This is a genomic window from Paraburkholderia sp. BL27I4N3 (assembly GCF_003386115.1).
In the GTDB taxonomy this organism is placed as follows: Bacteria; Pseudomonadota; Gammaproteobacteria; order Burkholderiales; family Burkholderiaceae; genus Paraburkholderia.
The window spans coordinates 5,994,380-6,013,688 of the sequence record NZ_QREJ01000001.1 but is presented as its reverse complement, the minus strand read 5'-3'; the positions used below and the strand labels follow the sequence as shown (position 1 = coordinate 6,013,688).

Annotated in this window: 16 protein-coding genes; 13 read left to right on the top strand and 3 right to left on the bottom strand. The window is 62.0% G+C overall.

The genetic code is table 11. The features are described 5' to 3' along the window. Positions 1-65: 65 nt before the first annotated feature. Positions 66-971, top strand: coding sequence for a cation diffusion facilitator family transporter (locus B0G71_RS27340; RefSeq protein WP_116145696.1), 906 nt, complete (start codon positions 66-68; stop codon positions 969-971). Between the two features lie 16 nt (positions 972-987). Here the strand turns inward: B0G71_RS27340 and B0G71_RS27335 are convergent, their stop codons facing one another. Further along, entirely contained in the window at positions 988-1,968 is a 981-nt protein-coding gene (locus B0G71_RS27335; RefSeq protein ID WP_116145694.1) for an aldo/keto reductase, read from the bottom strand. Positions 1,969-2,202: 234 nt separating this feature from the next. Between B0G71_RS27335 and B0G71_RS27330 the strand changes: the two genes are divergently transcribed. Next, positions 2,203-3,276, top strand: coding sequence for a purine nucleoside permease (locus B0G71_RS27330; RefSeq protein WP_116145692.1), 1,074 nt, complete (start codon positions 2,203-2,205; stop codon positions 3,274-3,276). Between the two features lie 222 nt (positions 3,277-3,498). Here the strand turns inward: B0G71_RS27330 and B0G71_RS27325 are convergent, their stop codons facing one another. Both B0G71_RS27325 and B0G71_RS27320 read right to left on the bottom strand, forming a co-directional pair. Beyond that, on the bottom strand, positions 3,499-3,804 hold the full coding sequence (locus B0G71_RS27325; RefSeq protein ID WP_116145690.1) for a DUF4148 domain-containing protein: 306 nt from the start codon (positions 3,802-3,804) through the stop codon (positions 3,499-3,501). Between the two features lie 234 nt (positions 3,805-4,038). After that, positions 4,039-5,043 (bottom strand): LysR family transcriptional regulator, encoded by a 1,005-nt coding sequence (locus B0G71_RS27320; RefSeq protein WP_116145689.1) that lies wholly within the window; start codon positions 5,041-5,043, stop codon positions 4,039-4,041. Between the two features lie 183 nt (positions 5,044-5,226). On the opposite strand from B0G71_RS27320, the gene B0G71_RS27315 reads away from it, so the two are divergent. From B0G71_RS27315 to B0G71_RS27265, 11 genes are all read left to right on the top strand, one after another. Further along, positions 5,227-6,081: an alpha/beta hydrolase gene (locus tag B0G71_RS27315; RefSeq protein ID WP_116123944.1), complete on the top strand. Its 855-nt coding sequence runs from the start codon at positions 5,227-5,229 to the stop codon at positions 6,079-6,081. Positions 6,082-6,126: 45 nt separating this feature from the next. Next, positions 6,127-7,383, top strand: a complete 1,257-nt coding sequence (locus B0G71_RS27310; protein WP_116145687.1) for an efflux RND transporter periplasmic adaptor subunit — start codon at positions 6,127-6,129, stop codon at positions 7,381-7,383. Between the two features lie 56 nt (positions 7,384-7,439). Further along, positions 7,440-10,625: an efflux RND transporter permease subunit gene (locus tag B0G71_RS27305; protein WP_116145686.1), complete on the top strand. Its 3,186-nt coding sequence runs from the start codon at positions 7,440-7,442 to the stop codon at positions 10,623-10,625. Positions 10,626-10,638: 13 nt separating this feature from the next. Then, on the top strand, positions 10,639-12,231 hold the full coding sequence (locus tag B0G71_RS27300; RefSeq protein ID WP_116145684.1) for an efflux transporter outer membrane subunit: 1,593 nt from the start codon (positions 10,639-10,641) through the stop codon (positions 12,229-12,231). Positions 12,232-12,413: 182 nt separating this feature from the next. Continuing rightward, positions 12,414-12,881, top strand: coding sequence for a helix-turn-helix domain-containing protein (locus B0G71_RS27295; protein ID WP_116145683.1), 468 nt, complete (start codon positions 12,414-12,416; stop codon positions 12,879-12,881). Next, positions 12,881-13,483, top strand: coding sequence for a PIN domain-containing protein (locus B0G71_RS27290; RefSeq protein ID WP_116145681.1), 603 nt, complete (start codon positions 12,881-12,883; stop codon positions 13,481-13,483). Before B0G71_RS27295 ends, B0G71_RS27290 begins: the two co-directional genes overlap by 1 nt. Before the next feature lie 342 nt (positions 13,484-13,825). Next, a complete protein-coding gene (locus B0G71_RS27285) occupies positions 13,826-14,665 on the top strand; it encodes a MetQ/NlpA family ABC transporter substrate-binding protein (protein ID WP_106277221.1) in 840 nt (279 codons plus the stop codon). Between the two features lie 43 nt (positions 14,666-14,708). After that, positions 14,709-16,103 (top strand): LLM class flavin-dependent oxidoreductase, encoded by a 1,395-nt coding sequence (locus tag B0G71_RS27280; protein WP_116145679.1) that lies wholly within the window; start codon positions 14,709-14,711, stop codon positions 16,101-16,103. A gap of 15 nt (positions 16,104-16,118) precedes the next feature. After that, positions 16,119-17,279, top strand: a complete 1,161-nt coding sequence (locus B0G71_RS27275; protein ID WP_116145678.1) for a methionine ABC transporter ATP-binding protein — start codon at positions 16,119-16,121, stop codon at positions 17,277-17,279. Beyond that, on the top strand, positions 17,272-17,928 hold the full coding sequence (locus B0G71_RS27270) for a methionine ABC transporter permease (protein WP_116145676.1): 657 nt from the start codon (positions 17,272-17,274) through the stop codon (positions 17,926-17,928). Before B0G71_RS27275 ends, B0G71_RS27270 begins: the two co-directional genes overlap by 8 nt. Positions 17,929-18,086: 158 nt before the next feature. Next, entirely contained in the window at positions 18,087-19,289 is a 1,203-nt protein-coding gene (locus B0G71_RS27265; RefSeq protein WP_116145674.1) for an acyl-CoA dehydrogenase family protein, read from the top strand. The last annotated feature ends 20 nt before the right edge of the window (positions 19,290-19,309 follow it).

The following is a 19,309-nucleotide window of genomic DNA, read 5'->3' as shown; positions in this document are numbered from 1 at the left end:
TGCCCATAATACGGGCTGTTGCCCATCGAAAGCTCTTTGCAAACTCACGGACGCCTTCCACGACGATGAAAGAAGAATCGCCGAAAGCCATTTTCTACGCGCTCGCCGCCAACCTCGGCATTGCCATCTGCAAGTTCGCCGCCGCCGCGTTCACCGGTTCTGGTTCGATGTTCGCCGAGGCCATTCACTCCACCGCTGATTGCGGCAATCAATTGCTGCTGCTGTTCGGTCTGCGCGAAGCGCGCAAGCCGGCGAGCCCGCTGCATCCCATGGGCAGCGGGCGCGAGATCAACTTCTACTCGCTGCTGGTCGCGCTTCTGCTGTTCTTTGTCGGCGGCGCGTTCTCGGTGTATGAGGGCGTGCATCGTCTGTTCGTGCGCGAGCCGTTGCAGTATGCGTATGTGGCGCTGGCGGTGCTCGGCGTGTCCGTGGTGTTGGAGGCGCTGTCCCTGTGGGGCGCCGTCAAGGAAATCCGCAAGACGCATCCCGACAAAAGCATGTGGCGCTGGTTTCGGGAGACCCGCGAGTCCGAGCTGCTGGTGGTAGCGGGCGAGGATATCGCCGCGCTGGCGGGCCTGGCGATAGCCTTCGCGGCCGTGCTGCTCACCATGATGACCGGCAATCCTGTCTACGACGCGCTGGGGTCCATCGGCGTCGGCGTATTGCTCATGGTGATCGCGTGGCTGGTGGCGCGTGAAGTGAAGTCGATGATCGTCGGCGAATCGGCAAGCCCTGAAGTACGGCGCGCGATCGAGGCGCATCTGCGCGGGCGCACTGAGATTCGCAGCATCGTCAATATGATTACGCTGCAATGGGGGCGTCATGTGGTGGTGGCCGTGCAGGCGGAAATGATCGACTACGCGAGCGGCCGCGCCATGGTCGATGCGATCAACGTGATCGAAGCGGACTTGCAGGCCACGTTCCCGCAAGTCCGCTGGGTGTTCTTCGAACCGGAAGTGCCGCGCGTTTGAGCGGCACGTCCAAGGCTTAGTCGAAGCCCGTCACCGCATGCGGCACATACAACTCTTCGAGCCGGCGGATTTCCTCCACGCTCAAGTTGAGCGAAAGCGCGGCCACCGCATCGTCGAGATGATGCAGCTTGGTCGCGCCGACGATCGGCGCGGTGATAGGCTTCTTCTGCAACACCCACGCGAGCGCGACTTGCGCACGCGGCACGCCGCGCTCGCTGGCGATCTGGCTGACCCGTTCGACAATCCGACGATCGGCGTCTTCCGTCTGCGCGTAAAGCGTGCGGCCGAATTCGTCGGTCTCGGAGCGCGCGCTTTCGGTGCTCCAGTCGCGCGTCAGGCGGCCGCGCGCGAGCGGGCTCCACGGAATCACGCCGATACCTTCGCTTTCGCACAGCGGCAGCATTTCGCGCTCTTCCTCGCGGTACAGAAGATTGACGTAGTTCTGCATTGTCACGAAGCGCGTCCAGCCGTTCTTCTCAGCCACATGCAACGCCTTGGCGAACTGCCACGCATACATGGACGATGCGCCGATGTAGCGCGCCTTGCCGGCCTTCACGACGTCGTGCAACGCTTCCATGGTTTCTTCGATCGGCGTGCGATAGTCCCAGCGGTGGATCTGATACAGGTCCACGTAGTCCGTGCCGAGGCGCCGCAGGCTGTGGTCGATCTCCGACATGATCGCCTTGCGCGACAGGCCGGCGCCGTTCGGGCCCGGATGCATGCGGCTATTCACCTTGGTGGCCAGCACGATCTCGTCGCGCTTCGCAAAGTCCTTGAGCGCGCGGCCGACGATTTCCTCGCTCGTGCCGTCGGAATACACGTTTGCGGTGTCGAAAAAATTGATGCCGTAGTCGAGCGCCTGCTTGATGAAGGGACGCGCGGCTTCGTCGTCCAGCGACCACGGATGGGTGCCGCGAGACGGCACGCCGTAGCTCATGCAGCCGAGACAAAGACGCGATACATCGAGGCCAGTGCGGCCCAGTTTCACATAGTCCATCGAGGTGCTCCTGTTATGAAGTGCACAAAGCCGGTGCGCTGCGGACTATCGATTATAAGAAAACGCCGAAGAACGCGTACTGCACCGGCTCGTACGCCTCTCCGTACAGTGCGCTGGAAGCGCGGACCGATGGTGCATCGCGTAGTGGAAAATAATTTCTTCGCATCTATACTTCTTTCGGCCTGAAAGCAGCACTCTTTCCCAACCTGCATCACAAGCAAAAGGAAGATCACGATGCTGACTCGCTCACTCGGCGCCGTCTGCGCCATTACCCTCGCGGCATGCGCGGCCCTATCGTCCGGGCCGGCCAGCGCGGACGACAACGACGGCTTCTCGCGCGGCGACGGCGGCTCGCACGGACAGCCCGTCAAGGTGATGATCATTTCGATGTTCGGGCCGGAGGGGCAGGTGTGGCTCGACAACCTCGGCCCGTGGCGCGAGATTACGGTGGACGGCTTGTCGCCCGATTACCCGACCGTCCATTGCAACCGGCAGGACGTGTGCGTGATGACCACCGGCATGGGACACACCAACGCCGCTGCGTCGATCATGGCGCTGACGTTCTCGCCGCGTTTCGATTTGCGGCGTACGTACTTCATGGTGGCCGGCATTGCCGGGATCGATCCGCAGCAGGGCACGGTGGGTTCCGCCGCATGGGCGAAATATCTGGTCGACTTCGGGATTCAATGGGAGATCGACGGGCGCGAGATTCCGCCCAACTGGAATACCGGCTACCTCGGCATCAACACGAAGAGTCCGTCGGATAAGCCGCCGCTCGACTACCGCACTGAAGTGTTCCAGTTGAACACGCGGCTCGCGAATACGGCGTTCGCATTGTCTCGCCACGTGACGCTGTCCGATAACGCGCAGGCTCAGGCCGCGCGGGCCAAGTATTCGTATGCGCCGGCGAATCTTCCGCCGACTGTTATTCAATGCGATACGCTCGCGGGCGATACGTGGTGGTCAGGCACACTGCTTGGGCAGCGAGCCCGCGACTGGACCAAAATCCTGACCGATGAAAAAGGCGTCTACTGCACGACGCAGCAAGAGGACAACGCTACCTACGAAGCGCTTAAGCGCGCGGCTTCGGTACACAAGGTGGATTTGAATCGTGTTGCGGTGCTGCGCGCGGGCTCCGATTTCGACCGGCCCTACGACGGGCAGACGAGTGCGGACAACCTGCTGAACTATGCCGCGCAAGGCGGCTTTACGATCGCTATCCAGAACCTGTTTCTCTCGGGCAATCCGCTCGTGCAGGATATCTCCACGCATTGGGGCGAGTGGCGTGACGGCGTGCCGAGGCGCTAGGTCTCTGCAAATGTGACTGTGCCCGCGGACCAGGTCCGCGGGCACTCGCTGCTACTTTCGGCATTTAGTGTTGCGGCGCGCGATACGGCGTCCACACAGGGGTGTCGGTGTCCCAATTGTCGAGTTCCGAGGGTGTCATGATGAGCTCCTTTTTGAAGAGTGCATAAATGGCGTCGCAATGACTATTTCTTTTGGAAACCGAATCATTGCGGCAAGCTGGTTTTACTGTCCGTTAGCCACACGCGTAACGTCGCCGCCCGTGCCTTCCTGCAGCGCGATACGGGCCGCCTGGGTTTGACCGATCAGGCCTTTATTCGGGTACGTTGTGCGATTGAGCGAGGGCAGCGAGCCGTCGCGATAGGCCGCGACGAGTTCGGCCTTTACTTCTTCGCGCGATTTCGCAGTAGTGCTCGGCGTGGGTTGCGTTTCGTATGTACCTGCACGGCCAATTCCGCCACCGCCTTGTGCAAACGCCGGAGCGCTCACGATCAGCGAAAGAGCCAGACCTGCTAAGAGATTGCGTTTCATGATTCACTCCTGTCGATTCGTTTGCAGCACGAGCGGCGCTGCGACAGGGTGAAATGTAGACTTCGAGGCAGTGCGGATAAACCGCACTTTCGCGAAATGAATTGTCGCGATTCCAGAACAATCGTTTCAATGCTGAGTGAAACGCCTTGCCGGCGTTGCCGCAAAAGAAAACCGCGGCATTAGAGCCGCGGTTGGAATTCACTGTTCCAGATTCTGTACTTCAATTCACACGTCTTATGCGACCCATTCAGTTATCACGGGCGTATCGAGCATTGGAGCAGACTCGCGTTCTTCAAAAGTGCGCTTAGTGCACGTTGCGTCCAGACTGCCACGCCCGCTCAATAACGGACAACGGTCGAACAGCTCCGCAATCCAGTCTACGAAAACGCGGACTTTAGGCGACAGATGCCGGCTGTGCGGATAGACTGCCGAAATTGGCATCGGCAAGGGCTTCAGTTCCGGCAGCACTTCGACCAGTTGACCCGACCGCAGATGCGGCAGCACCATGAAGAGCGCAGGCTGAATCAGGCCGAAGCCTTCCAACCCGCAGGTCACGTAGGCGTCCGCGTCGTTCACCGAGACGATGCTCTTCATTTTCACTTCAACTTCTTTGCCATCAACCATGAAGGCCCAATCGAGCGTGCGACCCGTGCGGCTCGAAAAGTAATTGACTGCTTTGTGATTCTCCAGGTCTTCGAGCGATTTCGGCATGCCCGCGCGCTCGATGTAGTCGGGGGCCGCGCAGGTCACGCCCTCAAACAGACCGATTCGACGCGCCACCAGCGAGGAATCCTGTAGCGCGCCGACCCGCACCACGCAATCCACGCCTTCCTGCAACAGGTCAACCGGCCGGTCCGTCAGGCCGAGTTGCAGATCGATGTCCGGATAGCGCGTGTGGAATTCACACAGCGAAGGAATCACCAGCAAGCGGCCAATCGACCCCGGCATATCGATGCGCAGCTTGCCGTGCGGCTTTTTATTGCCGCTTTGAAAACTGGCCTCGGTCTCTTCGACGTCCGCGAGGATGCGCACGCAGCGTTCGTAGTACGCCGCGCCGTCCGGCGTGAGCGACAAACGGCGCGTGGTCCGATGCATCAGACGCGTGCCGAGGAACGCTTCGAGGTTCTGAATAATCGTGGTAACCGATGCGCGCGGCAAGTCGAGCGTTTCCGCTGCACGGGTAAAGCTGTTGGTGTCGACAACACGAGTGAACACTTGCATGGCCTGAAGCCGGTCCATTGCAGACCTCCAATAGGGGCTGGCGCGCTGAGCAGGAAAGGACTCCACCACGAATCCGCGGACAATCGCTTTCGATTGTTCAGGGGCGCCGAATTGTGTTGCCGGATTATAGGCATTTATTTACGAGTCTGCCGAACCCACAATTCGCACCATTGAAGTTCTATGCGCATTGCGCGGCTCGACATGGAAGCATTTAAACCGCCGTACTCCTTTGTGCCCGCCGGCAGCAGCCCGGCAGAGGCCGACAGCACGGCACTCGAAGTCACTGACGTGCAGATCGAAGGGCACGCGCAGGACATTACGTTGCGTCTGTATAGACAGGAAAAGAAAACCGCACTGCCGGTACTGCTTTATTTCCACGGTGGTGGATTTACGAAGGGCTCGATCGATCAGGCCGACTACGCCTCGCGTTATTTCGCAGAACACTTACCGGCTCTTGTCGTATCGGTCGGGTACTCGCTTGCGCCGCAGTTTCCGTTTCCGGCTGCGCCTGAAGACGCGCATCGCGCGGCGCTGTGGGTGCAGACCCGGGCGCGCGCGTTTGGCGGGAATAGCAAGAAGGTTGGCGTGGCCGGCCACGACGCTGGCGGCCAGTTGGCCAATTGCCTCGCTTTCATCGCACGGGATCGCGGTGACGTGCGCATTTCCGCCCAGGCGCTGTTCGGGCCGATGCTCGATCCGAGCCTCACGCGCCTGGGCGACGAAAAGCGCCTCGGCTCGGACATCACGGCAAAAGAGTGCGCGGCGTGTTATCGCGCGTATCTGCCGCAAGCGTCGCAGCGTATGCATCCGTACGCCGCGCCGCTCGAATCGTCGCGTCTCGCGGGCCTGCCGGCCACGCTGATCGCGACGGCGCAAAACGACGTGCTGCATGTCGAGGCGGAGAAATACGCCAGCAGTCTGATCGACGCCGGTGTGCTGACCCAGGTGGTCCGCTATCCGAGCGTGTCGCATGCCGCGCTGGCCGATCATCCGCCCGCCTTGCAGGAGGCGGTGCGATTTTTTCAGTGGCGCTTCGATGCGCGCGCCCATCGCTGAAACAGAAATAAGCAGAACTTTAATCAACGATCTCGGGAGCTTCACATGACTATCCTTCCTCTTTCCCGTCGCCGCGTGGCGATTGCCGCACTTGCTGTCATCGTCGTGGCCGGGCTGGGCACGTTCGGCGCGATCCGCGTGGACGCGAGCTCGCCCGCCGCGCCGACCATCGTGCCGGAAGTCGATGTGGCCACGGTGGTGCAAAAAACGATCACCGATTGGCAGAGCTACTCGGGCCGCCTCGAAGCCGTCGAGAAAGTGGACGTGCGTTCGCAAGTGCCGGGCACCATCGTGTCCGTCAACTTCAAGGACGGCGCGCTCGTGAAGAAGGGCGACACGCTGTTCGTGATCGACCCGCGTCCGTATGCGGCCGAACTGGATCGCGCGGAAGCGCAACTGGCCGCGGCGCAGGCGCGCACCGGCTACACGCAAAGCGATTGGGAGCGCGCGCAACGTCTGATCACCGACAACGCGATCGCCAAGCGTGACTACGACGAGAAGCAGAACGCCGCGCGTGAGGCGAGCGCCAACCTGAAGGCCGCGCAAGCCGCCGTCGAAACCGCTCGCATCAATCTCGGCTACACCAGGATTGTCGCGCCGGTGTCGGGCCGTGTGTCGCGTGCGGAAATCACCGTGGGCAACGTGATCTCGGCCGGCGCGAGTGCTGCGCCGCTGACCACGCTGGTGTCGGTGTCGCCGATCTACGCATCGTTCGACGCGGACGAACAAACCTATCTGCAATACCTGAGCCGGGCGAAAGACGGCAGCAAGGTGCCGGTGGAACTCGGTCTCGCGGACGAAAGCGGTTACTCGCGCAGCGGCGTGATCGAATCGGTGGACAACCGCCTCGACACGTCGTCGGGCACGATTCGCGTGCGCGCGCGTTTCGATAACCAGGATGGTGCGTTGATTCCCGGTTTGTATGCGCGAGTGAAGGTCGGCGGCAGCGAGCCGCATCCGGCGCTGTTGATCGACGACGCCGCGGTCGGCACCGACCAGGACAAGAAATTCGTGCTGGTGGTCGATCAAGGCAATCACGTCGTGTATCGCACGATCGACGTGGGCGGCATGCAGGGCAATCTGCGCGTGGTGAAGGGCGGTCTGAAGCCGACTGACCGCATTGTCGTGAACGGCATCCAGCGTGTGCGTCCCGGTGATGCAGTGCGCGCGCACATGGTGCCGATGACAACGGATGGCGATCCGAACAGCGCACCGCTTGCGGAAAAGCAGACGCCCGCACAAGCGCAATCGCAGTCGCAGGCCCAAACGCAAACGCGCACCAAAGCGGACAAGAATTCGTGAGCCTCGCGCGCCGTGGCCTGACTGCGCGGCGCACGCTCCAACGTTAAGAGCTTCCCATGAACATATCCAAATTCTTCATCGATCGGCCGATCTTTGCTGGCGTGTTGTCGGTATTGATCCTGCTGGGCGGCATCATTGCGCTCTTCAAGCTGCCGATTTCGGAGTACCCGGAAGTGGTGCCACCGTCGGTGGTGGTCCACGCGCAATATCCGGGCGCGAACCCGAAGGTGATCGCCGAAGCGGTCGCGGCGCCGCTCGAAGAGCAGATCAACGGCGTCGAGAACATGCTGTACATGCAGTCGCAAGCAAATAGCGACGGCAATCTCACGCTTACGGTGACCTTCAAGCTCGGCACCAATCCTGACCTCGCGACGCAACTCGTGCAGAACCGCGTGAATCAGGCGCTGCCGCGCTTGCCGGAAGATGTGCAGCGCCTCGGCATCACGACGATCAAAAGCTCGCCCACGCTGACCATGGTGGTGCATTTGATCTCGCCGAACAATCGCTACGACATGACGTATCTGCGCAACTACGCGCTGTTGAACGTCAAGGACCGGCTCGCGCGGATCCAGGGCGTCGGCGAAGTGCAGTTGTGGGGTTCGGGCGACTACGCGATGCGCGTCTGGCTCGATCCGCAGAAAGTGTCGCAACGCGGCTTGACGGCGACCGAGGTGGTCAATGCGATCCGTGAGCAGAACATTCAGGTGGCGGCCGGTGTGATCGGCGCATCGCCTTCGGTGCCGGGCACGCAATTGCAGTTGTCGGTGAACGCGCGTGGCCGTCTCAAGACTGAGGGCGAATTCGGCGACATCATCGTCAAGACCACGCCGGACGGTGGCGTGACCTACCTGAAAGATATTGCGCGGATCGAACTCGCGGCTTCGGAATACGGCCTTCGTTCGCTGCTCGATAACAAGCCGGCGGTGGCGCTCGCCATCAACCAGGCACCGGGCGCGAACTCGCTCGCGATTTCCGATCAGGTGCGTACCGCGATGAAGGAACTCGCGGAAGACATGCCCGCGGGCGTCGAATACAAGATCGTCTACGACCCGACGCAGTTCGTGCGCTCGAGTATCGAAGCGGTCGTGCATACGCTGCTCGAAGCGATCGCGCTGGTGGTGATCGTGGTGATCGTGTTCCTGCAGACGTGGCGCGCTTCGATCATTCCGTTGATCGCGGTGCCGGTGTCGATTGTCGGGACGTTCTCGTTGCTGCTCGCGTTCGGCTTCTCGATCAACGCGTTGTCATTGTTCGGCATGGTGCTGGCCATCGGGATCGTGGTGGACGATGCGATCGTGGTGGTGGAGAACGTCGAGCGGAACATCGAAAACGGGCTCAGTGCGCGCGACGCGACATATAAAGCCATGCAGGAAGTGAGCGGGCCGATTATCGCGATTGCGCTGACGCTCGTCGCCGTGTTCGTGCCGCTCGCGTTCATGACCGGTTTGACGGGTCAGTTCTACAAGCAGTTTGCAATGACCATCGCGATTTCGACGGTGATCTCGGCGTTCAACTCGCTGACCTTGTCGCCGGCGCTGTCCGCGATGCTGTTGCGCAGCCACGGCGCGAAGGAAGACTTCCTGACGCGCGTGATGAATCGCCTGCTGGGCGGTTTCTTCAAGCGTTTCAACAAGGTCTTTCATCGCGGTTCGACGGCGTATGGCCGCGGCGTGACCGGCGTGCTGCGTCGTAAGGGCGCGATGCTGGCGGTCTACGCGATCCTGCTGGGCGCGACCGTGCTGATCTCGCGCGTGGTGCCGGGCGGCTTCGTGCCCGCGCAGGACAAGGAGTACCTGATTGCTTTCGCGCAATTGCCGAACGGCGCGTCGCTGGATCGCACGGAGAAAGTGATTCGCGACATGAGCTCGATCGCGCTGAAGCAGCCGGGCGTGGAGAGCGCGGTGGCGTTCCCGGGTCTGTCGGTGAATGGCTTCACGAATAGCTCCAGCGCGGGCATCGTGTTCGTCACGCTCAAGCCTTTCAAGGATCGTGGCAGCAAGAAGCTCTCGGCCGGTGCGATTGCCGGTGCGCTGAATCAGCAATACGGTGCGATCAAGGATTCGTTCGTCGCGGTGTTCCCGCCGCCACCCGTGCTCGGTCTCGGCACGCTCGGCGGCTTCAAGATGCAGCTGGAGGATCACGGCGCGCTCGGTTACGCGGAGTTGAACAAGGCCGCGGAGGCATTCGTGAAGAAGGCCGCGCAAACGCCTGAACTCGGCCCGACCTTCTCGAGTTATCAGATCAACGTGCCGCAACTGAATGTGGACCTGGATCGTGTGAAGGCCAAGCAGCTCGGCGTGCCGGTTACGGACGTGTTCAACACGATGCAGATCTATCTCGGGTCGCTGTATGTGAACGACTTCAACCGCTTTGGCCGCGTGTATCAGGTGCGGGTGCAGGCGGACGCACCGTTCCGTCAGCGTGCCGACGACATCCTGCAACTGAAGACGCGCAATGCCGCTGGCGACATGGTGCCGTTGTCGTCGCTGGTGACGGTGACGCCGACCTTCGGTCCGGAAATGGTGGTGCGTTACAACGGCTATACGGCTGCCGACATCAACGGTGGACCGGCGCCGGGCTTCTCGTCGGGCCAGGCACAAGCCGCGGCCGAGCGCGTGGCGGCGGAAGTCTTGCCGCATGGCGTGAAGCTCGAGTGGACCGACCTGACGTATCAGCAGATTCTGGCCGGCAATGCGGGCTTGTGGGTGTTCCCGATCAGCGTGCTGCTCGTGTTCCTCGTGCTCGCCGCACTGTATGAAAGCCTGACGCTGCCGCTCGCGGTGATCCTGATCGTGCCGATGAGCGTGCTGTCCGCGCTGACCGGCGTGTGGCTCACGGGCGGCGACAACAACATCTTCACGCAGATCGGTTTGATGGTGCTGGTGGGCTTGTCCGCGAAGAACGCGATTCTGATCGTCGAGTTCGCTCGCGAACTGGAGCATGACGGGCATACGCCGCTGTCGGCGGCAATCGAGGCGAGCCGCCTGCGTCTGCGGCCGATTCTGATGACGTCGATCGCATTCATCATGGGCGTGGTGCCGCTGGTGCTGTCGAGCGGAGCCGGTTCGGAGATGCGTCATGCGATGGGTATCGCGGTGTTCTTCGGCATGCTTGGTGTCACGCTGTTCGGTCTGATGCTGACCCCTGTGTTTTATGTGGTGCTGCGTACGCTGGCGGGCGGAACGATTCACGTCGCGCAGAAAGATTCGCCGCACTATGGCGCGCCGGTGACGGACGCTTGAGGAGAAAACAATAATGAAACGCTATGAATCTTTGAGCGGGTGGGGCCGGGCGGCTGCCAGCGGTTTGCTGGTCGCGTTGCTCGCCGCCTGCTCCCTGGAGCCGACTTATAAGCGACCTGAAGTGGATGCGCCGGCTGCGTTCAAGGAAGCGCCCGCGGCGTCGGCTGCTGCGGCACCCTCGGGGGCGTCGGGTGTGTCGGCGCAGGACAACGGTACCTGGAAACAGGCCCAGCCCGCCGACGACGCGCATCGCGGCGAATGGTGGACGATTTTCGGCGACCCGCAACTCAATGCACTCGAAGAGCAGGCTTCCGCCGCGAATCAGGACCTGAAGGCGGCCGCGGCGCGCGTGCAGCAGGCGCGTGCGGTCACGCAGGCAGCGAAGTCGGACTGGTTCCCGAAGCTCGATGCGGGCTTCGGCCCGACGCGCCAGCGTGCGTCGGCGGCGTCGCAATTTCAGCCGGATAGCGCGGGCGGCACCAACGCCACGATCTGGCGCGCGCAAACCACCGCATCGTACGAAGCGGATCTGTTCGGGCGGGTCGGCTCGAACGTGAACGCGTCGCGTTCGGACGAGCAGCAAAGCGAAGCGCTGTTCCGTTCGGTGCAATTGTCCTTGCAGGCAGACGTCGCGCAGAACTACTTCCAGTTGCGCGAGCTCGATACGGATCAGGACCTGTACCGTCGCACCGTGGCGTTGCGTGAGGACACGCTGAAGCTGGTCGAACGGCGCTTCAAGGAAGGCGATATCGGCGAGCTGGATGTATCGCGGGCCCGCAACGAACTGGCGAGCGCGCGTGCGGATGCCGTGGGCGTGGCGCGTCAGCGCGCGGCATCGGAACATAGCCTCGCGATTCTGCTCGGCAAGCCGCCGGCGGATTTCTCGTTCGCGGAAGCGCCGCTGGCTCCGGTGACGGTGCGTGTGCCGCCGGGCTTGCCTTCGGATTTGCTGGAACGCCGGCCGGATATTTCGGCGGCGGAGCGCGCGATGCAGGCGGCGAATGCGCGCGTCGGCCTCGCGAAGTCGGCGTTCTTCCCGAAACTCGACATCACGGGCGCAGCCGGTTTCGAATCGGCGACGCTCGGCGACCTGTTCAAGTGGTCGAGCCGCGCGTTCATTCTCGGACCGATTGCCGGCACGGCGTTGACCCTGCCTCTGTTCGACGGCGGCCGCCGCAAGGCGAACCTCGCGCAAGCCCGTTCGAAGTATGACGAGGACGTGGCGCAGTATCGTCAGCAGGTGCTGGTGGCGTTCCGTGAAGTGGAGGACAACCTGTCCGACTTGCGTTTGCTCGACGATCAGATGCGCGAGCAGAACGATGCGGTTCAGGCCTCGCAACGGGCGGCGCATCTGTCGCGCACGCAGTACACGGAGGGTGCGGTCAGCTACTTGGACGTGATCGACGGCGAGCGGCAGGTGCTGACTTCGCAGCTGCAGGCGAGCCATCTGTCGGGCACGCAGGCGGTGGCGACCGTCAATCTGATTCGCGCGTTGGGCGGTGGCTGGGGTGATGTGAAGGCGGCGGACATGGCGGTGGGTGCGGTGGCGCTGGCATCCGCTCCAGTGGCGGCCGCCGCTGCCGTGCAACAGGTGGCGAAGCAATAAATCGTCGAATTACGGACGAGCGGTAGACGCCGGGTCGCGCGAAAGCGCGGCCCGGCGTTTTTCGTTAACCGAATCCACATAGAAAACGGTGCGATGTGACCGCGTTGCAAATATTTCACATGTTGCGTTTATTGCGTTTGTGGCGAGGATTGACTTATACTCGAAGGTAATTGGAGTCGAACATGACAACCGCCACACCCGATCGCATCATCCTGTCGGACGACGACGCAACCGTGCTGTCCGCCGCAAGCCGCCTCATGGGCGCGGCGCTCGATCATTCGCGCGCGCACAGCGTCGCATTGGTGGAGGAGGGCGCCGACGGAGATATCGCCCGTATCGAGGTTCCGCCCGCCACGCTGCGGGTGCTTTCGCGTGTGCTGGCCATGATGGCCAGTGAGCAGGTGTTCGTTCTCTATCCCGCCGACACCGAATTGACCACCAAGCAAGCGGCGGATTTGCTCGGGGTGTCGCGGCCGTTTCTGATCGCTCGCCTTGAAGCCGGCGAACTGCCTTTCCGCAAGGTCGGGCGGCATCGCCGCATGCTGATGGACGACGTGATGCGCTACAAGGAAACCATGCGTGCAACACGCAAGAGCGGCTTGGACGAGATCGTGGCCGACAGCGAATCGATAGGCGGATACGATCTGTAATGCTGTCGGTCGATCGCTTTACCGTCGTGCTGGATGCGTGTTCGCTGTTTCCGATGGTGGTGCGCGACGTATTGCTGACTTTCGCCGATCACGAGTTCTATGCGCCGAAGTGGTCGGCGCGCATTCACGAAGAATGGACCCGCAATCTCGCCGCCCGTTTCGCGGACAAAAGCGCGGCTAACGACGCCGCGCCAAAGATCGCTGCGATTCGCAATGCGATGGACCGCACGTTTCCCGACGCGCTGGTCACGCAGGTACTTCCGGATTCCGTTGAAATCTTCGACGTCGACGAGAAAGACCGGCATGTCGTCATGACGGCGGTGGCGGCTCGCGCGGATGCGATCGTCACCTTCAACCTGAAGGATTTTGCAGCAGAACAACTGGAGTCCAGCCTGCGTATCGAGGTAAAGCATCCTGATGTCTTTATCCTCGATCTGATCGATCTGAATGAGAAGCGCGCATTGGCTGCGTTCAGGGACTTGCGAGCACGTAAGCGCCGACCACCGGGGACCGTGGACGAATTGCTGGACCGGCTCATACGCGCGGGTCTGGTTCAAACCAGCGCGTGGTTGTCGAACGCGGACGTGCTGCCGCTGCTGTAACTTCGGATCTGGCCACAACGCGTGGTTGTGCCCAAATCATTTTTACCGCTTTCCATACAAAAATCCCTTCGTAGACCGCCGCTTTACCGCCCACTATGATGAGTCGCACCTCATCTGGAGAGAGGCGATGACCTGTCCGACCTTCCGCTGTCCGCGCTAACCCGTTTGCCCGTCTTGTCGCTGCCACGCGCGGTTTAAGCCGCACGCAGTGGACTTTCCGTTGCCCGACCTATCCGGCAAGCCTGGATGGCGTCTCGAAGTTCATCCTTTGTAGACGCCTCACAGCATGCCGCTGAATCGGTTCGCCTCGAATCAAACCACGCCCGAAATCACGAGTTCACCATGCGCATTTTTCTGTCAAACGTGCAGCGCTTTTTTCACACGCCCGCCGTCTCGCTCATCAGCGCGTTCGGTCTCGCACTCGCTTTGCAGGCGACGCCCGCTTCAGCGGCCGATTCGCCCACGCTGAAAATCGGCACCGCAACCAGTCCACAAATCGAAGCGCTCAAAATCGCCGCGCGCGAAGCGAAAGAGCAGGGCCTCGACGTGAAGATCATCGAGTTCACGGACTGGAACACGCCGAACGCGGCGCTCGCCAACAAGGACATCGACGTCAACTATTTCCAGCACATTCCGTTTCTCGAGAATGCGAAGAAGCAGGGCGGCTATGACTTCGTCGCGATCGCGCCGGGCACGATCATGAAGATCGGCCTGTACTCGAAGAAGATCAAGCGCTTCGACGAATTGAAAGACGGCGCCACGGTCGCGATCGCCAACGACCCGGTCAACGGCGGACGCGGCCTGCTGTTGCTGCAGCGTGCCGGTCTCATCAAGCTGAAGCCGGGCATCGACTATCGCGCGACGACGCTCGACATTACCGACAACCCGAAGCATCTGAAGATCGTGCAGCTGGAAGCATCGCAACTGGCGCGTTCGCTCGACGACGTCGATCTCGCACAGGGTTACCCGAGTTTCATCAAGCTGGCCGGCACGACCGATCCGAATAGCGCGCTGCTGTTCGACGGCCTGGAAAACAAGAACTACGCGATTCAATGGGTGGTGCGTCCGGAAAGCGCCAACGATCCGCGTATCCGCAAGTTCATCTCGATCTATCAGCATTCGCCGGCCGTGCGCGCCGCGCTCGACAAAGCCTTCGGCAATCTCTACGCCGTCGCGTGGTAAGCCGCGCGGTCAGCCGAAACTGGAAAGCCAAAGGAGTCGCACGATGGCGAAGAAAAAGATCCTGCTGAACGCGTTCAACATGAATGCGGTCGGCCACATCAATCACGGGTTGTGGACGCATCCGCGCGACCGCTCGGCGCATTACACCGACCTCGACTATTGGACGAGCCTTGCGCAAACGCTGGAGCGCGGCAAATTCGACGGGATTTTTCTCGCGGATATCGTCGGCGTGTACGACGTGTATCAGGGCGGTCCGGAAACGCCGTTGCGCGAATCGGTGCAGATTCCGATCAACGATCCGTCGCTGATCGTTCCCGCGATGGCGCACGTGACCCGACACATCGGCTTTGGCGTCACGTCAAATCTGACTTATGAGCCGCCGTATCTGTTCGCGCGCCGTATGTCGACGCTCGACCATCTGACGAAGGGCCGGGTGGGCTGGAACATCGTGACGGGCTATCTGGACAGCGCGGCGCGCGGCATGGGACTCGCGCAGCAGATCAGCCACGACGACCGCTACGACCGCGCCGACGATTACATGGACGTGGTCTACAAGCTGTGGGAACAGAGTTGGGAAGACGACGCCGTGGTGCGCGACCGCACGGCGCGCATCTTCTCGCATCCGGACAAGGTGCACCGCGTGAAGCACGACGGTCCGTACTATTCAATTGATGCGATTCATCTCAGCGAGCCGTCGCCGCAACGCACGCCGGTGTTGTATCAGGCGGGATCGTCGAGCCGTGGCGTCGATTTCGCGGCACGTCACGCTGAATGCGTGTTCGTCGGCGGCCAGAACAAGCAATTGACGCGCTCGATTGTCGACGACATCCGTGCGCGTGCGGTGAGCTTCGGCCGCGCGCCGGACGACATCAAGATCTTCGCGGGCATCACCGTTGTAGTCGGCGAAACCGAACGGGCCGCGCAGGAGAAATTCGACGAATACCGCCGTTATGCGAGCGCCGAAGGCGGCATCGCGCATTTCTCCAGTTCGACCGGCATCGACTTCTCGCAATACGAGCTGGACGAACCGATCTCTTACGTGAAGACCGAGTCGATGCAATCGGCCGTCGAGGCGATTTCGAAGAAGAGCGTGGGCGGTGTCTGGACCAAACGCAAAGTGCTCGAACAGATGACGCTCGGCGGCCGCGCGAAGCCGGTGGTCGGCTCGCCGCAGCAGATCGCGGACGAACTGGTGTCGTGGATCGAGGAAGCAGGCATCGATGGCTTCAATCTGACACGCACGGTGATGCCGGAATCGTTCGAAGACTTTGTGAATCTGGTGGTGCCGGAATTGCAGAATCGCGGTGTCTACAAGGAAGATTACGATCCCGCGCCGACGCTGCGCGAGAAACTGTTCGGCGCAGGGCGTGCCCGGCTGCCGGACGTACATGCGGGCGCGCAGCGTCGGCGGCGCGTGCAAGCCACCGCGCAAGCGTAGGAGAGGAGCGAAACCATGGCCAATCTTTTCGACGTGCCGCAATTCATCGAAGACGCGCCGTCTCTCACCGTCAATCCTGATTCGCATGCAACAGCGACGCAACCCGCCGTGATTTTCGACAACGTCGGTAAAGTATTCGCCAACGCTCGCGGCGTGTCCACCGCGGCGCTCGCCAGCGTCACGTTGAATGTGGCGCGGGGCGAAGTGTTCGGCATTATCGGCCGCAGCGGAGCCGGCAAGTCGACGCTGTTGCGGCTCGTCAACGGCCTGGAAAAACCGAGTTCAGGCGCGGTGCGCGTGAATGGCGTGAGCGTCGGCGAACTCGACGAGCGCGGACTCGTGGCGTTGCGCCGGCGCATCGGCATGGTGTTTCAGCACTTCAATCTGCTTTCGGCAAAGACGGTGCGCGAGAACATTGCATTGCCACTGAAAATCGCCGGCGTGCCGAAAGCGGCGATCGACAAAAAAGTCGATGCGCTGCTGGAATTGGTGGGTCTGTCCGCCAAACGCGACGTGTATCCCGCGAGCTTGTCCGGCGGCCAGAAACAGCGCGTCGGCATTGCGCGCGCGTTGGGCACCGACCCGGACATTCTGCTCTGCGACGAGGCCACCTCCGCACTGGATCCCGAAACGACGCAAGCCATCCTCGCGCTGCTGCGCGATATCAATCAGCGCCTGAATCTGACCATCGTATTGATCACGCACGAAATGCAGGTAATTCGCGAGGTCTGCGATACGGTTGCGGTGATCGAGCGCGGCGAGGTGGTGGAGACTGGGCCGGTGTGGCGCGTGTTCGGCGATCCGCAACACGATGCGACGCGCGCGTTGTTACGCACGCTGGTGCATGACTTGCCGATCGACCTTGCGCAACGGATCAAGCCGCTGCGCGACATCGGGCAAGCGGACGCGCAGATTCTGCTGGACGTGCGTTTCACCGGCGTCGATGCGCGGGAGCCCGATCTTGGTGGCCTTGCGTCGGCGTTGAGCGTCGATGGCGGGCGCGTGAGTTTCGTGCATGGCGGCATCGACAGGATTCAGGGGCATGCGCAAGGGCGCCTCGTGGTGTCGGCGCAAGTGCGCGCGGACGAACGCACCACGGTGCAGAAGCAGATCGCGGCGCTGCTCGACAGCGCACGCCGCTACGCCACTCATGTCGAGGTATTGGGCTATGTCTGAGTTGTGGCTTTCCGAACTCGCCGATGCGATTCGCGACACCATCGTCATGGTCGGCGTGTCCGCATTCGTCGCGGCGCTAGTCGGCATTCCGCTGGCGCTGCTGCTGGTCACGACGACACGCGGCGGCATCTTCGAGAAACGCGGGGTGAACAGCACGCTCGGCGCGCTCGTCAACGCGTTTCGCTCCACGCCTTTCATCATTCTGCTGGTTGCGTTGCTGCCGCTCACGCGTTTGCTGATCGGCACGACGATCGGCGTATGGGCCGCAATCGTGCCGCTCAGTATCGCGGCGATTCCATTTTTTGCGCGCGTGGCCGAAGTGAGCCTGCGTGAAGTGGACCGCGGTTTGATCGAAGCCGCGCAGGCCATGGGCGCGCAACGCCGCCACATCATCTGGCATGTGCTTCTGCCCGAGGCGCTGCCGGGCATTCTCGGCGGCTTCACGATTACCGTGGTGGCGATGATCGGTTCATCGGCGATGGCGGGCGCGGTCGGCGCCGGCGGCCTCGGCGATCTGGCGATCCGCTACGGCTATCAGCGTTTCGATACGACTGTGATGGTGACGGTGATCGTGCTGCTGATTGCGATCGTCACGGCGGTGCAGTTCGTCGGCGACCGGTTCGTGCGGCGGCTGGCGCAGCGGGTGTAATCGTTTTTTACCACGCGCGGCGGCTATTTGCATGAAGAATAGGCGCTCACATTTGCGTCGCTCGCGTCGCGGCCTATCATACTGGCTACGGCTTCGAACTCAGTCATAGACGCTCCGTCCACCGCTGCTCGCCGAACAGATCTTCAAACGGAAATTGCATGAACGATCCTCGTCATGCCGATGCGTTGCAAACGCCTCAGGCATTCGCTGCGCCCGAGGTGCACGATTTCACGGGTTTGCTCGACGCTTTGCGTGCGACGGCCGCCCAGCGCGATATCGACGGCGGCCACGCCGCGCAGGAAAAACAATGGATCGCGGACGCGGGGCTGCTCACGCTCGCGGTGCCGCGCGAATTCGGCGGCCTCGGCGCGCGCTGGCCCGACATCTACGAGACGATCCGCAAGATCGCGCAAGTGGACAGCGCGCTCGGGCATTTGCTGGGCTTCACCTGCCTGCAGGTGGTCAGCGTCAATGTATGGGGCAATCCGGAACAACGCGCCCGCTATCTGAGCGGCACGGTGGAAGGGCGATGGTGGTGGGGCAACGCCGTCAATCCGCTTGATACGCGACTCGTTGCAAGCGCAACCGATGACGGCGGCTACCTGCTCGACGGCCAGAAGGGCTTTTGCTCCGGCACCCGCGGCTCGCAGATGATGACGGTCTCCGCGCACGATCCGCTCACCGGCAAACCGGTGTTCGGCGTAGTGCCGACGACGCGCGAAGGCATCACCGTTCATGAGGACTGGAACCCTATCGGTCAACGTCAGACCGACAGCGGCAGCGTGTCCTTCACGCGGGTCAAGGTCGAACCCGATGAAGTGATGGTGCGGCCCGACACGCCGCATGCGAGTTTGCGCACGCTGATTTCGCAGCAGGTGCTGACCAATCTGTTCGTCGGCATTGCCCAAGGCGCGCTCGATGAAGCGCGCGCTTACGTGACGCAGAACGGCAAGCCTTGGATCTATTCCGGCGTCGACAAGGCCATCGATGATCCCTACCTGATCCAGCGCTTCGGCGAAATGCGCCTGCAGGCGGTAAGCGCCGAAGCGCTGGCGACGCGTGCGGCCTGGTTGCTGGAAGATGCGTGGCAACAAGGTCCGGCGCTTTCCGGGGAAACACGCGCGCTGGTTGCGCTCGCCACGTCGGAGGCGAAGATTGTCGCGCACCGCGCCGCGCTCGACGTCAGCGAAAAACTGTTCGACGCGTGTGGCGCCCGCGCGACGCACGCACCGCTCGCGCTCGACCGTTTCTGGCGTAACGCCCGCGTGCATACGCTGCATGATCCGCTCGACTATCGCGTACGCGACGTCGGCCGATACGCACTCACCGGCGCGTTGCCGGAAGTTTCTTTGTACACTTGAGGCGGTTCGCGGCGGCCGGC

Bases quoted from the DNA above. Each gene is read 5' to 3' on its own strand.
- B0G71_RS27340 (WP_116145696.1), top strand. From the start codon at position 66: ATGAAAGAAGAATCGCCGAAAGCCATTTTCTACGCGCTCGCCGCCAAC.
- B0G71_RS27335 (WP_116145694.1), bottom strand. From the start codon at position 1,968: ATGGACTATGTGAAACTGGGCCGCACTGGCCTCGATGTATCGCGTCTT.
- B0G71_RS27330 (WP_116145692.1), top strand. From the start codon at position 2,203: ATGCTGACTCGCTCACTCGGCGCCGTCTGCGCCATTACCCTCGCGGCA.
- B0G71_RS27325 (WP_116145690.1), bottom strand. From the start codon at position 3,804: ATGAAACGCAATCTCTTAGCAGGTCTGGCTCTTTCGCTGATCGTGAGC.
- B0G71_RS27320 (WP_116145689.1), bottom strand. From the start codon at position 5,043: ATGGACCGGCTTCAGGCCATGCAAGTGTTCACTCGTGTTGTCGACACC.
- B0G71_RS27315 (WP_116123944.1), top strand. From the start codon at position 5,227: ATGGAAGCATTTAAACCGCCGTACTCCTTTGTGCCCGCCGGCAGCAGC.
- B0G71_RS27310 (WP_116145687.1), top strand. From the start codon at position 6,127: ATGACTATCCTTCCTCTTTCCCGTCGCCGCGTGGCGATTGCCGCACTT.
- B0G71_RS27305 (WP_116145686.1), top strand. From the start codon at position 7,440: ATGAACATATCCAAATTCTTCATCGATCGGCCGATCTTTGCTGGCGTG.
- B0G71_RS27300 (WP_116145684.1), top strand. From the start codon at position 10,639: ATGAAACGCTATGAATCTTTGAGCGGGTGGGGCCGGGCGGCTGCCAGC.
- B0G71_RS27295 (WP_116145683.1), top strand. From the start codon at position 12,414: ATGACAACCGCCACACCCGATCGCATCATCCTGTCGGACGACGACGCA.
- B0G71_RS27290 (WP_116145681.1), top strand. From the start codon at position 12,881: ATGCTGTCGGTCGATCGCTTTACCGTCGTGCTGGATGCGTGTTCGCTG.
- B0G71_RS27285 (WP_106277221.1), top strand. From the start codon at position 13,826: ATGCGCATTTTTCTGTCAAACGTGCAGCGCTTTTTTCACACGCCCGCC.
- B0G71_RS27280 (WP_116145679.1), top strand. From the start codon at position 14,709: ATGGCGAAGAAAAAGATCCTGCTGAACGCGTTCAACATGAATGCGGTC.
- B0G71_RS27275 (WP_116145678.1), top strand. From the start codon at position 16,119: ATGGCCAATCTTTTCGACGTGCCGCAATTCATCGAAGACGCGCCGTCT.
- B0G71_RS27270 (WP_116145676.1), top strand. From the start codon at position 17,272: ATGTCTGAGTTGTGGCTTTCCGAACTCGCCGATGCGATTCGCGACACC.
- B0G71_RS27265 (WP_116145674.1), top strand. From the start codon at position 18,087: ATGAACGATCCTCGTCATGCCGATGCGTTGCAAACGCCTCAGGCATTC.